This window comes from Microbacterium tenebrionis, assembly GCF_020682665.1.
Lineage (GTDB): Bacteria > Actinomycetota > Actinomycetes > Actinomycetales > Microbacteriaceae > Microbacterium > Microbacterium tenebrionis.
Genome location: NZ_JAGTTM010000005.1, coordinates 15,341 through 28,660, shown reverse-complemented (window position 1 = coordinate 28,660; position 13,320 = coordinate 15,341). Strand labels below are relative to the sequence as shown.

11 protein-coding genes and 3 tRNA genes are annotated in these 13,320 nt (G+C 67.3%); 13 read left to right on the top strand and 1 reads right to left on the bottom strand.

Annotated features, from left to right (window positions below):
• The first annotated feature begins 31 nt into the window (after positions 1-31).
• Positions 32-3,907: a DNA-directed RNA polymerase subunit beta' gene (gene rpoC / locus KEC56_RS11865; protein ID WP_175989024.1), complete on the top strand. Its 3,876-nt coding sequence runs from the start codon at positions 32-34 to the stop codon at positions 3,905-3,907.
• 69 nt (positions 3,908-3,976) lie between these two features.
• Here rpoC and KEC56_RS11860 read toward each other — a convergent pair whose 3' ends face one another.
• The gene (locus KEC56_RS11860) at positions 3,977-4,570 is read right to left on the bottom strand and encodes a hypothetical protein (protein WP_227531111.1); all 594 of its coding nucleotides are present in this window, start codon (positions 4,568-4,570) and stop codon (positions 3,977-3,979) included.
• Between the two features lie 37 nt (positions 4,571-4,607).
• Between KEC56_RS11860 and KEC56_RS11855 the strand changes: the two genes are divergently transcribed.
• The 12 genes from KEC56_RS11855 (at position 4,608) to KEC56_RS11800 (ending at position 13,317) form a co-directional block, all read left to right on the top strand.
• Complete coding sequence (locus tag KEC56_RS11855) at positions 4,608-5,525, top strand: PfkB family carbohydrate kinase (protein ID WP_227531110.1); 918 nt, start codon at positions 4,608-4,610, stop codon at positions 5,523-5,525.
• An 87-nt stretch (positions 5,526-5,612) separates the two neighbouring features.
• Positions 5,613-5,694, top strand: a tRNA-Tyr gene (locus tag KEC56_RS11850).
• 81 nt (positions 5,695-5,775) lie between these two features.
• Positions 5,776-6,270, top strand: coding sequence for an FBP domain-containing protein (locus KEC56_RS11845; RefSeq protein ID WP_175989029.1), 495 nt, complete (start codon positions 5,776-5,778; stop codon positions 6,268-6,270).
• A gap of 50 nt (positions 6,271-6,320) precedes the next feature.
• Entirely contained in the window at positions 6,321-7,118 is a 798-nt protein-coding gene (locus KEC56_RS11840; protein ID WP_227531109.1) for an enoyl-CoA hydratase/isomerase family protein, read from the top strand.
• Positions 7,119-7,241: 123 nt separating this feature from the next.
• Positions 7,242-8,444 (top strand): hypothetical protein, encoded by a 1,203-nt coding sequence (locus tag KEC56_RS11835; RefSeq protein ID WP_227531108.1) that lies wholly within the window; start codon positions 7,242-7,244, stop codon positions 8,442-8,444.
• Positions 8,441-9,241 (top strand): inositol monophosphatase family protein, encoded by an 801-nt coding sequence (locus tag KEC56_RS11830; protein ID WP_372456279.1) that lies wholly within the window; start codon positions 8,441-8,443, stop codon positions 9,239-9,241. Before KEC56_RS11835 ends, KEC56_RS11830 begins: the two co-directional genes overlap by 4 nt.
• A 200-nt stretch (positions 9,242-9,441) precedes the next feature.
• Positions 9,442-10,506, top strand: a complete 1,065-nt coding sequence (locus tag KEC56_RS11825; RefSeq protein WP_227531107.1) for a peptidoglycan DD-metalloendopeptidase family protein — start codon at positions 9,442-9,444, stop codon at positions 10,504-10,506.
• A 50-nt stretch (positions 10,507-10,556) separates the two neighbouring features.
• Positions 10,557-10,628, top strand: a tRNA-Thr gene (locus KEC56_RS11820).
• Between the two features lie 33 nt (positions 10,629-10,661).
• A tRNA-Met gene (locus KEC56_RS11815) sits at positions 10,662-10,735 on the top strand.
• A 206-nt stretch (positions 10,736-10,941) separates the two neighbouring features.
• The gene (locus KEC56_RS11810; protein ID WP_175988823.1) at positions 10,942-11,157 is read left to right on the top strand and encodes a helix-turn-helix transcriptional regulator; all 216 of its coding nucleotides are present in this window, start codon (positions 10,942-10,944) and stop codon (positions 11,155-11,157) included.
• 149 nt (positions 11,158-11,306) lie between these two features.
• Positions 11,307-11,849, top strand: a complete 543-nt coding sequence (locus KEC56_RS11805; RefSeq protein ID WP_227531106.1) for a site-specific integrase — start codon at positions 11,307-11,309, stop codon at positions 11,847-11,849.
• A gap of 109 nt (positions 11,850-11,958) precedes the next feature.
• A complete protein-coding gene (locus KEC56_RS11800) occupies positions 11,959-13,317 on the top strand; it encodes a M23 family metallopeptidase (RefSeq protein WP_175988819.1) in 1,359 nt (452 codons plus the stop codon).
• The last annotated feature ends 3 nt before the right edge of the window (positions 13,318-13,320 follow it).

Here is a 13,320-nt window from a genome sequence, read left to right as displayed (position 1 = left end):
AACGAATTCTTATTGAGACACAGGAGAACTAGTGCTCGAGTCAAACACCTTCGACGAGCTTCGCATCGGCCTGGCCACCGCAGAGGACATCCGCGGATGGTCCTACGGTGAGGTGAAGAAGCCCGAAACCATCAACTACCGCACCCTCAAGCCCGAGAAGGACGGTCTGTTCGGTGAGCAGATCTTCGGACCTTCCCGCGACTGGGAGTGCGCGTGCGGCAAGTACAAGCGCGTCCGATTCAAGGGCATCGTCTGCGAGCGCTGCGGCGTGGAGGTCACCAAGAGCTCCGTCCGTCGTGAGCGCATGGGCCACATCGAGCTCGCCGCACCCGTCACCCACATCTGGTACTTCAAGGGCGTCCCGTCGCGCCTCGGGTACCTGCTCGACATGGCGCCGAAGGACCTCGAGAAGGTCATCTACTTCGCCGCGTACATGGTCATCTCGGTCGACGAGGATGCTCGTCACCGAGACCTGGCCACGCAGGAGAACAACATCCGCCTCGAGCTGAAGACGCTCGCGGACCGTCGCGACGCGAAGATCGCCGAGCGCATGTCCAAGCTGGAGGAGGAGCTCGCGGCCCTGGAGGCCGAGGGTGCCAAGGCCGACGCCAAGAAGAAGGTCAAGGACGCCGCCGAGAAGGAGATGTCGCAGCTGCGCAAGGGCGCAGACGACGCCATCGCCAAGCTCGAGCGCGTGTGGGAGGACTTCCGCACGCTCGAGGTCGGCGCCCTGCGTCCGGAGGACGACGTCTTCCACGAGCTGCAGGACCGCTTCGGTCAGTACTTCGAGGCCTACATGGGTGCGGAGTCGATCCAGCGGCGCCTGGCCGCGTTCGACCTGCAGGCTGAGGCCGAGAGCCTGCACCTGCAGATCTCCGAGGGCAAGGGCCAGCGCAAGATCCGTGCGATCAAGCGCCTCAAGGTCGTCAACTCGTTCCTCGAGACCGGCATGTCGCCGGCATCCATGGTCCTCGACGTCGTCCCGGTGATCCCGCCGGAGCTGCGCCCGATGGTCCAGCTCGACGGTGGACGCTTCGCGACCAGCGACCTGAACGACCTGTATCGCCGCGTCATCAACCGCAACAACCGTCTTCGTCGCCTGATCGACCTCGGTGCCCCCGAGATCATCGTGAACAACGAGAAGCGGATGCTGCAGGAGGCCGTCGACGCACTGTTCGACAACGGCCGCCGCGGTCGTCCCGTCACGGGCACCGGAAACCGTGCTCTGAAGTCGCTCAGCGACATGCTCAAGGGCAAGCAGGGCCGTTTCCGTCAGAACCTGCTCGGAAAGCGCGTCGACTACTCGGGCCGTTCGGTCATCGTCGTCGGCCCGCAGCTGCAGCTGCACCAGTGCGGTCTTCCCAAGACCATGGCGATCGAGCTGTTCAAGCCGTTCGTGATCAAGCGCCTGATCGACCTGGGTCACTCGCAGAACATCAAGGCCGCGAAGCGCTCGGTCGAGCGCATGCGTCCCGAGGTCTGGGACGTGCTCGAGGAGATCATCCGCGAGCGCCCCGTGCTGCTCAACCGTGCACCCACCCTGCACCGTCTCGGCATCCAGGCGTTCGAGCCGCAGCTCGTCGAGGGCAAGGCCATCCAGCTGCACCCGCTCGTCTGCGCGGCGTTCAACGCCGACTTCGACGGCGACCAGATGGCCGTGCACCTGCCGCTGTCGGTCGAGGCTCAGGCCGAGGCCCGCGTGCTGATGCTCGCGTCGAACAACATCCTCAAGCCGTCGGACGGACGCCCGGTCACCCTGCCCTCGCAGGACATGATCATTGGCCTCCACCACCTGACCACGGTCAAGGAGGGCGCTGCCGGTGAGGGTCGCGCGTTCGGCTCGGTCTCCGAGGCGATCCTGGCCAAGGACGAGGGAACCCTCGACCTGCAGGCGAAGATCCGCATCCGCATCCCGGGTCTGACCTTCCTCGAGGGCCAGGCTCCTGAGGGCTACGAGAAGCACGGTCTCGTCGACGCGTCGCTGGGTCAGGCGATCTTCAACGCCACGCTGCCGAAGGGCTACCCGTTCGTGCGCGAGCCCGCCGACAAGGGCAAGCTCTCGCAGATCGTCAACAAGCTGGCCGAGGAGTACCCGAAGGTCGAGACGGCTGCGACGCTGGACCGCATCAAGGACGCCGGTTTCTACTGGGCCACGCGCTCGGGTGTGACCGTCGCCCTGAGCGACATCCTCACTCCTCCGAACAAGAAGGAGATCGTCGCCGGCTACGAGAAGCAGGCCGCGAAGGTCCAGTCGCAGTACGAGAAGGGTCTCACCACCGACGCCGAGCGTCGTCAGGAGCTCATCAAGATCTGGACCGAGGCGACCGACGAGGTCCAGGCCGCGATGCGCGAGAACTTCCCGGCCGACAACACCATCAACCGCATGGTGTCCTCGGGTGCTCGCGGTAACTGGCTGCAGATCCGCAACATCGCGGGTATGCGCGGCCTGGTGAACAACCCCAAGGGTGAGATCATCCCGCGTCCGATCATCTCCTCGTACCGCGAGGGTCTGTCGGTGGCGGAGTACTTCATCGCGACGCACGGTACCCGTAAGGGTCTGGCCGACACCGCTCTGCGCACCGCCGACTCGGGTTACCTGACCCGTCGCCTCGTGGATGTCTCGCAGGACGTCATCATCCGCGAAGAGGACTGCGGCACGTCGAAGGGCCTCGCGCTCCCGATCGCCGCTCCGAACTCGCAGGGCGAGCTGGTGCGCGACGCGAACGTCGAGAACTCGGTGTTCGCCCGTACCCTGGCCGCTGACGTCGTCAGCGAGTCGGGCGAGGTCCTCGCCTCGGCCGGCGACGACGTGGGCGACGTGCTCATCGACAAGCTCGTCGAGCTCGGTGTCGAGGAGATCAAGGTCCGCTCCGTGCTGACCTGCGACTCCGCTGTCGGGGTCTGCGCGCAGTGCTACGGCCGCTCTCTTGCGACCGGCAAGACCGTGGACATCGGCGAGGCCGTCGGCATCATCGCCGCACAGTCGATCGGTGAGCCCGGTACCCAGCTGACGATGCGTACCTTCCACACCGGTGGTTCGGCCTCGGCTGATGACATCACCCAGGGTCTGCCCCGTGTGCAGGAGCTCTTCGAGGCGCGTACCCCCAAGGGCGCGTCGCCGATCGCCGAGGCCGATGGCCGCATCACGATCGACGAGACCGAGAAGGCCAAGAAGGTCATTCTCACGCCCGACAACGGTGATGAAGAGGTCGTCTACCCGGTGCTGAAGCGTGCGACGCTCCTCGTTGAGGACGGCCAGCACGTCACGGTCGGTCAGCCCCTGCAGGTCGGCACGCTCGACCCCAAGGAGGTCATGCGCGTCATGGGTGCCCGCGAGGTGCAGAAGTACCTCGTCGGCGGCGTCCAGGGCGTGTACCGCTCGCAGGGTGTGCCGATCCACGACAAGCACATCGAGGTCATCGTCCGTCAGATGCTCCGCAAGGTCACCGTCGTCGACCACGCCGACACGACCCTGCTGCCGGGTGAGATGGTCGACCTCAAGCGCTACCAGCAGATCAACCGCGAGGCTGTGGCCGAGGGCAAGCGCCCGGCGTCCGGCCGCTCGGAGCTGATGGGTATCACCAAGGCGTCTCTGGCGACCGAGTCGTGGCTGTCGGCCGCCTCGTTCCAGGAGACGACCCGCGTGCTCACCGAGGCTGCGATGCAGGGCAAGCGCGACCCGCTGGTCGGTCTCAAGGAGAACGTCATCATCGGTAAGCTCATCCCCGCCGGAACCGGTCTGTCGAAGTACCGCAACGTCACGGTCGAGGCCACGGAAGAGGCCAAGAGCGAGCGCTACCCGAACCGGATCTTCGCATCCGACGGCGCGTACGCCGAGGGCGAGTTCGGCTACGTCGACTTCGACGCGTTCTCGACGGATGACGTGACCCCGGGAACCTATAACTGATCCCGCACGCCGCGAAGGCCCCGCACCTCTTCGGAGGGGCGGGGCCTTCGCCGTACGTCGGCACGTCAGCTAGTCGAACAGGTGCGCGACGATGCTCGCGGTGTACCCGCTCGGGGCGAGGTTCGAGTACCGGGTGTCGATCAGCACGTCCTCGCGCCAGAAGAGCGTGCGGCCATCGGTGACCGGATAGTTCTCATTGGGCCAGGTCTTCTCGCAGCGGATGCCCTTGTCGGGCGTGAAGCAGACGAGGTCCTCGTCATCGGCGAGCTCGTTGAGCAGATCGAGCGCCGGGCCCCGGTTCAGGTGCGAGATGGTCGTCGTGAGGCCCGTCGTGTCGGCGGCCGGGTCGCCCCACGCGCAGATCAGCGAGCCGTCAGGCTGGATGCCCGTGGCGCCGAACGCCGGGTCATTCAACGGGATGCCGTCGAGCTGGGCGAGCACGTCGTCGGAGAGGATCGCACGGCAGTCATCGGGAATCGGGATCGCTTCGGCCGTCGGGGTCGCGGTCGGATCCGGGGTTGCGGATGCCGCAGGCTCAGGAGTCTCGGTCGCAGGAGACTCCGATGGCGACGCGGACTCGCCGGAGGGTGGACCGCCGCACCCGGCGAGGCCGGCGGCGAGCAGGAGCGCGGCGGCTGCGGTGACGATGCGTGTGGCGTCCATGGGTCACAAGGTAGCGCGGGTACGAGACAATGATGGGATGCCCCACGCATCCTCCGTCGTCGTCATCGGCGACGCGCTCATCGACGAGATCCACGACGCCGGGGGAGTGCGCGAGCTCGTCGGCGGGGCCGCGCTCAACGTCGCGGTCGGACTCCGGCGTCTCGGCATTCCTACGACGCTCATCGCGATGGTCGGCGACGACGAGCCCGGCGCGCACATCCGCGAGTACCTCGCCGACCACGGTGTGATTCTGGTGAGCAGCCCGTCTCCGCTCGGATCGTCGCGCGCGATCGTGCGCCGCAACCGCGACGGCGAGCCGACCTACGTGTTCAACGATGCGGCGCAGCAGCGCAGCATCCGATACGGCGAAGAGGCGCTGCAGGCGATCGGGACCGCTGATCTCGCCGTGATCAGCTGCTTCCCGTTCGACCGCGTCGCCGAGGTGGATGCTCTCGTCGATGCCCTCGCAGGGGCGCAGGTCGCCATCGATCCGAACCCGCGGGCCGGCATGCTCGCCGACCGGGCGGAGTTCGTGCGCGGGTTCGAGAGGATCGTCGCCGGTGCCGCGGTCGTCAAGGTCGGTGCGGATGACGCCGCCCTTCTGTACGACGGCGATCTCGACGCGCTGCGGGCGCGACTGCGCGGGCTCGGCGCAGGCGCTGTTCTCGCGACGGCAGGCCGCGAGGGTGCGGTGCTCGAGGCGGATGCCGGGATCTTCACGGCGCCGATCTCAGCGCTGCCCGGACCCGTCGTGGACACGGTCGGTGCGGGAGATGCAACGCTCGCAGCCGTCGCCGCAGGCATGGTCGCCGCCCGCCCGGAGCATGCCGTCGAGTGGCAGCGGCTGCTCCAGAGGGCGATGGATGTGGCGGCCGCGACGTGCCGCGCCGAGGGCGGCCTGCTGCGGACTCCCGAGTCGCTCGACGGCGGGGAACGCGGCATCGGCGGCAGCTGATCGTTCGATTTCTTCGACCTGCGTCGCGCAGGTATGATGGATACTCGCGCCCCCGGTTGGCTGTACAAGCTGGACGGGTGTGCACTCGGCAAGTTACCCAAGCGGCCAAAGGGAGCTGACTGTAAATCAGCCGTCTTAGACTTCGGGGGTTCGAATCCCTCACTTGCCACCGAACGAATCGAGCGTCGCCCCGTACGGGGTGGCGCTCAGTTCGTTTATCGAGCCATGCGGGAGTTCATAGACTGGGACGATGCGAGCGCTCACCGAGTCCGACGTCCGTGCGGCCTTCATCAACGCGACCGACGACGAGCTGCGGATGATCGAGATGCCGCACGACTTCCTGCTCGTCGACTGGGACTTCCACGATTTCCTCGCCTGGCGGGATCCGGCATCCAGCAAGCGCGGGTGCATCCTCGTGCAGTCCGGTGACGAGGTGATCGGCGTCGTCGTTCGCGCGAGCGACCCCGGTCGCAGCCGTAACGGCATGTGCAACATCTGCCACACGATGCAGCCGGGCAGCCAGGTCGCCCTGTTCACCGCGCGCAAGACCGGTGAGGCAGGCCGCCGCGGCGACGGCGTCGGCACCTACATCTGCGCCGACCTGTCCTGCCACGACAACGTGCGGCTCGCGCATCCACTCGCCCCGAATGAGATCCGCGCCGCCGGTCAGGTGGACATGCGACTGGACGGAACGCGCCGCCGTATGGAGGGCTTTGTCGCTCGGGTACAACAGGACACCGACTGAGTGCACGTTCTGGCTAGGCTGGCGAAGTCCGCGCTTCGAAGGAGATGCCCATGAGCGATACCGTCCAGTTCTCGGTCGATGAGGGGCTTGCCCGCCTCACGCTCAACCGTCCCACCCGCCTCAACGCCTTCGGGTCGGACCTCGCCCACGCGTGGCGGGATGCTACCGCCGAGGCGACGTCCCGTGACGACGTGCGGGCGATCATCCTGGATGCCACAGGCCCCGCCTTCTGCGCCGGCGGCGACGTGATCGAGATGGCCTCCACCATGGGAGACGGCTCGCCCCTGACCGAGCTGGCGGGTGTCATCAACGAGGGGATCCGATCGCTCACCGAGTCGGCGATCCCGGTGGTCGCCGCAGCCCACGGCACGACCGCCGGCGGCGGGCTCGGCATCCTGCTGAGCACCGACTACGCGGTCGTCGGCAGTCGATCGAAGATCGGCAGCCTGTACGCGAACATCGGCCTCACTCCCGACCTGTCGGTGTCGGCCCAGCTCGCGGATGCCGTCGGCTCCCGTCGCGCCCTGCAGCTCGTTCTGCAGGATCGCCTGCTCAGCGCCGAAGAAGCCCTCGAGTGGGGCCTGGTCGCCGAGATCGTGATGGGTGCGGATGCCGAGGACGAGGCGAGCCGCGTCCGCGCCCGTGCCGAAGAGGTCGCGCGGTTCTGGCTCGCCGGGGCCGCAGCCGCGTACGGCCAGGCCAAGCGCCTGGTGCGCTCGCAGCCCTCGCGTTCGTTCCCCGAGCAGCTCGCGGAGGAGGCGCGCTCGATCGGTGCCGCATTCGGCACCCCGGATGCCAGGGCGCGGGTCGCCGCGTTCGCCGCGGCATCCGCGAAGCGCGCACGCTGAGTCCGCGCGGACTTACCCACAGGACCGGCGGCGCCCCCGCGCGGGACGGTCCTCACATGCGAGGATGATTCCAACGTCGGCCGAAGAGGGGGGACCACCATGTCAGAGGTCAAGGAGTCCGGGGTGAAGCCGAACGCTTCGCTGCTGATCCGCGGGGCGATCTGGATCGCCATCGGAGCACTGATCGCGGCGGCACTGGTGTGCGTCGTGTGGGTTCTGATCGGTGATCAGGACGGCATCATCGGCCGCGCGTTCCTGACGATCCTGCTGCTCGCGGCGTTCGCCGGCATCGCCATCCTCGAGGCGGGGCTCGCGCCCCGGCGCCCCGACTGGCTGGCGCTGGCGAGCATGATCACCTGGATCGTCGCGCTCATCGCCGGCGCCATCAAGATCTGGCTGCCCGATGAGCCGGGTGAGTACACCGGCGGTGTCGGAAGGTTCTTCCTGCTGCTCGTCATCGTCGGCGTCCTGCAGCTGGGGCTCCTGCACGTGCGTCTGTTCACGGCGGCCGCTCAGCGGTACGTGACCACGTTCACCCGCGTGATCTACTACGTCACGGTCGCGTTGCTCGTGCTGCTCGTCGCGATGCTCGTAATCTTCCTGACGTTGCCCGACACGTTCGAGTATTCCGACCTGTACTGGCGAATCGTCGTCGCTCTCGCCATCCTCACCGCCGTGGGCACGACGCTCATCCCGCTGCTGAACGCCCTGTTCGCGCCGAAGAAGCAGGTGGGCCCGCTGGCGGCACAGGCCCACGGAGCGTTCACCGGATCGGGCGTCGCAGCCCTGCCCGCAACACCGAACGACCAGGGCGCCCAGCCGTGGCCGACGTACGCGGACGGCAGGACCCCGCTCCCGGTGCTGCCCGACGGCTCGCCGGACTGGAACGCGTATTACACCGGCTATCCGACACAGCAGACGCCGGTGCAGAGCTATTACCCGGCCCATGAGACGACGCCGTCGTTCCCAACCGTGCCGTCGGACGGACATGCGCCGCCGCTGGTGTCCTCACCGGACGCGCCGATCGGAGCGGACGGATTCCCGGTGCCGCCGGCCGGGGCACCGGCCGCGCCCGACGGCATCGCAGGCGACACGGCTGCCACACCTGTTCCTGAGAAGTCACCTGCTCCCGAGCACGCACCAGCGCCCGAGCACGCACCAGCGCCCGAGCAGGTGCATGAGCCTGTGGAGCCGCCGGTGCCGGAGCAGCCGCAGGTTCCGCCGCACTCGGAGGAGCCGCCGACGCCTCCGGCCGCGCCCGGCGCATTCCCGCCTCCGGCCGCGCCCGGCGCATTCCCGCCTCCGCCTCCGGCGCCCCTCCGGTGACCGTGGACCTGCCCATCGAGGTCGAGCTGCAGGAACTCGCAGCCGGCATCGCTCGCGAGGCCGGCGAGCTGGCTCGCGAGCGCCGGGCCGCCGGCGTCGCACTCGCGGCGACGAAGTCGACCCTCGCCGACATCGTCACCGAAGCGGACCGTGAGGTCGAGCAGCTCATCCGCGACCGGCTCAGCGCCGATCGGCCCGGCGACGGGTTCCTCGGCGAGGAGTCGGGCGCGGCGGACAGCGAGACGGGCATCACATGGGTCGTCGACCCGATCGACGGCACTGTGAACTACGCGTACGGCATCCCCTCCTACAACGTCAGCATCGCCGCCGTGCGGGGCGGTGACGATCCTGACGCGTGGGAGGCGCTCGCCGCTGCGGTCTACGCGCCCGCCGTGGATGAGCTGTTCACGGCGGCCAGGGGCGGGGGAGCGTGGCTCGGCGGGCTTCGGCTCGGTGTGACGAGGCCCAACCCCGCCGGTGCGCTTCTGGCGACCGGGTTCGGATACGATCCGGCGACGCATGACGGTGACCTGGCGACCGTCCGACGGGTGATGCCGCTCGCCCGCGATCTCCGGCGCATCGGCTCAGCGGCCCTCGACCTCGCGTACGTCGCGGCGGGGCGGCTCGACGGCTACTTCGAGCGCGGACTGAAGCCGTGGGATTTCGCCGCGGGAGCGCTCCTCGTCGAAGAGGCGGGTGGGCTGGTCACGCGCATCGACACGGCATCCGCCCGTCCCATGATCATCGCTGCGGGGCCCGAGTTGCACGCCCGTCTGTCGGCTGTGCTCGAAACATGAATTCAACCGCGGCGCGCATGACTTTCCCAGTGGTGCCACGGTAGGGTTTTTCTGTTCGTTACCGGCGCAACCCGAATGCGCAGGTCCCCCGAGTTCGACGAGTCACCCGAGAGACTGCATTGCCCTTCGACACCTCCCCGGCTGAGTCTGTGCCCACGCGCCGCTCCAGCCGTCACCGGGACGCGGATTCCGCGACCTCGGTGACCATCGAAGAGGCGTCGCCGGCAGCTCCCTCCGATGTTCCGGTTTCGCCGCTGTCCCGCCGCGCGCTGCGCGAGCGCATGCGCGCCGCCGCGACCGAGATCGTCGTCGAAACGCTCATCGAGGAGCCGGCCCAGACCGCGATCGCGTCCGACTCCGTCGTCGACGACCCAGCGCTCGCGGAGGACGCCTTCGTCGCGGCATCCAGGGCTTTCGCGGCCGTCACCAGCAGCCTCCCGGTCGCTCAGGCCCCGTCGGTGCAGCGACTGCCCAACGCGGCCACCGAGATCCATACGGCCTCGCGTCGCGCCGGACGCCGCCGCAAGGTCTTCGCCGCCGGAGCCACCGTCGGCATCATGGGGATCGCGGGGATGCTCGCCGTCTCGATGACCCTTCCTGCCGAGGCGCTCGCCGCGGCTCAGGGCGGCCAGACCTCCGCCGCGATGTCGTTGGTCGCGGCATCCCAGAGCGTTTCCTCCTCCGAGACCGACGAGATCCAGGCGTACGTCGCATCGTCCGACGTCCAGAACGAGGCCATGCAGCGTTCGGAGGGCTTCTCGGCGGCATCGCTGATCGACCTTGCCGCCGAGCAGGGCATCTCGTACTCCAACCGGATCTACACCAACGACCCGACGGCGGCGATCCAGTGGCCGTTCATCGTCGGTGTCGGCATGAGCTACGGGTACGGCATGCGCAACGGCACGCTGCACGAGGGGCTCGATCTGCTCCCCGGCGATGGCGCCCCTGTGCAGTCGATCGCCGACGGCAAGGTCCGCATCGCGACCGAATCCGGCGGCAACTACGGCGTCACGGTCTACATCGATCACATGATCGACGGGAAGCTCATCACGAGCCACTACGCGCACATGCAGTACGGCTCGCTGCAGGTCGTGGCGGGTCAGACGGTCGAGGTCGGCGACATCATCGGCAAGGTCGGCAACACCGGCCGCTCGTACGGTGCGCACATGCATTTCGAGCTCATCGTCGACGGCTCGACGATCGATCCGCTTCCCTGGTTCACCGAGAACGCCGGGAGGGACGACGGGGTCTCCCCGGTTTCGTGAGAATGCCGAAGTGATGGTATTCTCGTGTGGTTGCCTTCACGGGTGACAACGCCCCGATAGCTCAGTGGCAGAGCACTTCCATGGTAAGGAAGGGGTCGTCAGTTCAATCCTGACTCGGGGCTCGCAGCCTCCGCCTCATCGGCGGAAAGCCGTGCGGCAGGGTAGCTCAGTTGGTGAGAGCGCACGACTCATAATCGTGAGGTCGCGGGTTCAAGCCCCGCTCCTGCTACTTCGTTCCACCTTGATACACGCGGAAATCCGCGGAAATCGAGGACGTGTATGTGGAACACAGATGGGCCCCGACAAGGGGCCCGATCCGTTTTTGGTCCGTTTATCGCCGAGAACGAGGCCGATCGCGAACCTCCTGCGCAGGTGCTACCGGTTCGTACGAGCACCCCCGAACACGATCCGGTTAACACCGGGTATGTGCTCGGCATGACGGACATCACGATCGCTCGACTGCTCACCACCGACGAGGTCGCGGAGATCCTCCAGGTCTCCAAACGGACCCTCGAATCCTGGCGGATCACCGGAGACGGGCCTGCTTGCATCAAGGTCGGCAAGCACGCGCGGTACCGCGAGGCTGACGTTGCCGACTGGATCAACGCGCAGACACCGATCGCTCCGACGGCGAGCAAGGGCGCAGCCTGATGGGTCGCCGGCCACTGAAGGTCGGCGAGCTCGGCAGCGTGACCTTCACCCCCGTCCGCGGCGGGTTCCGGGCGCGCTGCCGAACTCGAGACGCCGGCGGAAACGATCGACGCCCGTCTGCGATCGGTGAGACTGAGGCCCTCGCCTTGATGGCACTCAAGGCCGAGGTCCTCCGCATGGTGTTCGGAGCGGAGTCCCTGAGCGAGGACACGCCCCTCTCCGTCCTCTTCGGGCTCTGGATTGAAGACCGCGACGGCGCGATCCGCAAGCAGTCCGTCCGGATCTATAAGAGCACGATCTCATGGCTCGACCCCCTCATCGGCGCCATCCCGATCGGCGAAGCTCGGCAGCCTCTGCGAGTGAAACGCATGCTGAAAGCCGTCGAGGAGGCGCGAGGAGAAGCCGCGCTGCAGCAGGCCCGAGTGGCGCTCAACGGAGCCTTCGCCATGGCGATCGAGAACGGAGTCATCGAGCACAACCCCATGAGGTCCCTTCGCCGTCAGCAGAAGAAGCGGAAGGTGCCGAAGAGCCTCACGGTCGCACAGGTGGACCTCGTTGATCCGCAGTCCGGAGCCGAGCATGATCTCGATGACCCACCCGAGCACGTGCAGGGACTCGCGGGACCATTTGGCGATTCGAGCTTCGCGTCGCACCACCGCTTCACGGAGCACCTCGGTGCGCCGATGGCGTGACCAGATGGATACCGCGCGAGCATGGGAGAGACAGAATTCTCCGGATGCGAGATCTCCGCAGTCCCGCACGATCCTGCCCGGTGGAACACGACGACCCTGAAGGATCACCGTGAACGAACGGCTCGCAACGGACGCGGCAGCCGCGGCCGCTCAGGACTGCAGTTGCGCCCCCACCGCCGCGGAGCGTGACTCCCTCTGGGGGAGGACAATCACGCGGCGCAGTGCCTTCGCGCTCGGCGCGCTCGGAGTCGTCGCCCTCGCCGCATTCGGTGTCTCCTCTGGAGTGTCCGCTGCGTATGCGGACTCCTATCCGAGCTGGGACGATGTGCAACGCGCCAAGAACAACGAGGCCGCCAAAGCGGCTGAGGTGACGCGCATCGAAAGCCTGATCCAGTCCCTGACCCAGAACGTCGCCGAGACGGAAGCGGCCGCGAAGACGGCGTCCGACGAGTTCTTTGCAGCACAACAGGAGTACTTCGCTGCGATCACCGAAGCCGAATCCCTGCAAGCTCAGGCGGACGAACAAGCCAAGATCGCCGATGAATCCGCTCGCCGAGCCGGCCAGGTCGCCGCCCAGCTATACCGGAGCGGGGGCGACGACACCGCCCTCGAGCTGTTCTTCTCCGGCTCCGGCGCGAACGCCGACGAACTCCTGTCTCGGCTCGGCACGATGGAGAAATTCCTCGAGTACAACCAGTCGATCTTCGACAAGGCCGCCTCGTCACGCAATGCTGCGCAGTCCCTCTCCGATCAGGCACAGGTAGCACGTGACGAGCGTGACCGTCTTCAGCGGATCGCTGAACAGAAAATGGAAGCTGCTCAGCAGGCGGCAGAGGCAGCGCGGATTGCGCTCGACGAACAGACTGCGAATCTCGACACGATGAAGGCCCAGCTGGCCGCTCTCACAGACACCACCACGCAAACCGTTGCCGGGTACCAGGCTGGTGTCGCGGCACGAGAGGCTGAGGAGAGGGCGCGCCGCGAGCGGGAAGCTGCGGAAGCCGCCGCCAACGGAGGAGGCAACGGGGGAGGCGGTGGAACCGCAGGCAGCGGCGGATGGGTCCGTCCCCACGGAGGAGCTCGCAGCTCGAGCTACGGTCCTCGAACGCCGATGTGCGGGCCGCAGGGCTGTTCGTCGAGCTACCACTACGGCGCCGACCTTGCCAACGGATGCGGCGCGGCGATCTACGCTGCCAATTCGGGGACCGTGGACTATGCCGGCGCCAACGGTGGCTACGGAAACTACGTTCGCATCCAGCATGGCGGGGGAGTCGGCACCGGCTACGCGCACATCAGACCCGGGGGGATCATTGTGCGACAAGGGCAGTGGGTGAACTCGGGGCAAGTGATCGCATATGCAGGTGATACGGGACGTTCCTTCGGATGCCACCTGCACTTCGAGGTCTACATCAACGGCGGATACACCAACCCCGTGAGGTTCATGGAGGAGCGCGGCGTTTACGTCTGATAA

Coding starts and splice junctions, on each gene's coding strand:
- KEC56_RS11860 (WP_227531111.1), bottom strand. CDS start 4,570: ATGGACGCCACACGCATCGTCACCGCAGCCGCCGCGCTCCTGCTCGCC.
- KEC56_RS11855 (WP_227531110.1), top strand. CDS start 4,608: ATGCCCCACGCATCCTCCGTCGTCGTCATCGGCGACGCGCTCATCGAC.
- KEC56_RS11845 (WP_175989029.1), top strand. CDS start 5,776: ATGCGAGCGCTCACCGAGTCCGACGTCCGTGCGGCCTTCATCAACGCG.
- KEC56_RS11840 (WP_227531109.1), top strand. CDS start 6,321: ATGAGCGATACCGTCCAGTTCTCGGTCGATGAGGGGCTTGCCCGCCTC.
- KEC56_RS11810 (WP_175988823.1), top strand. CDS start 10,942: ATGACGGACATCACGATCGCTCGACTGCTCACCACCGACGAGGTCGCG.
- KEC56_RS11805 (WP_227531106.1), top strand. CDS start 11,307: ATGGCACTCAAGGCCGAGGTCCTCCGCATGGTGTTCGGAGCGGAGTCC.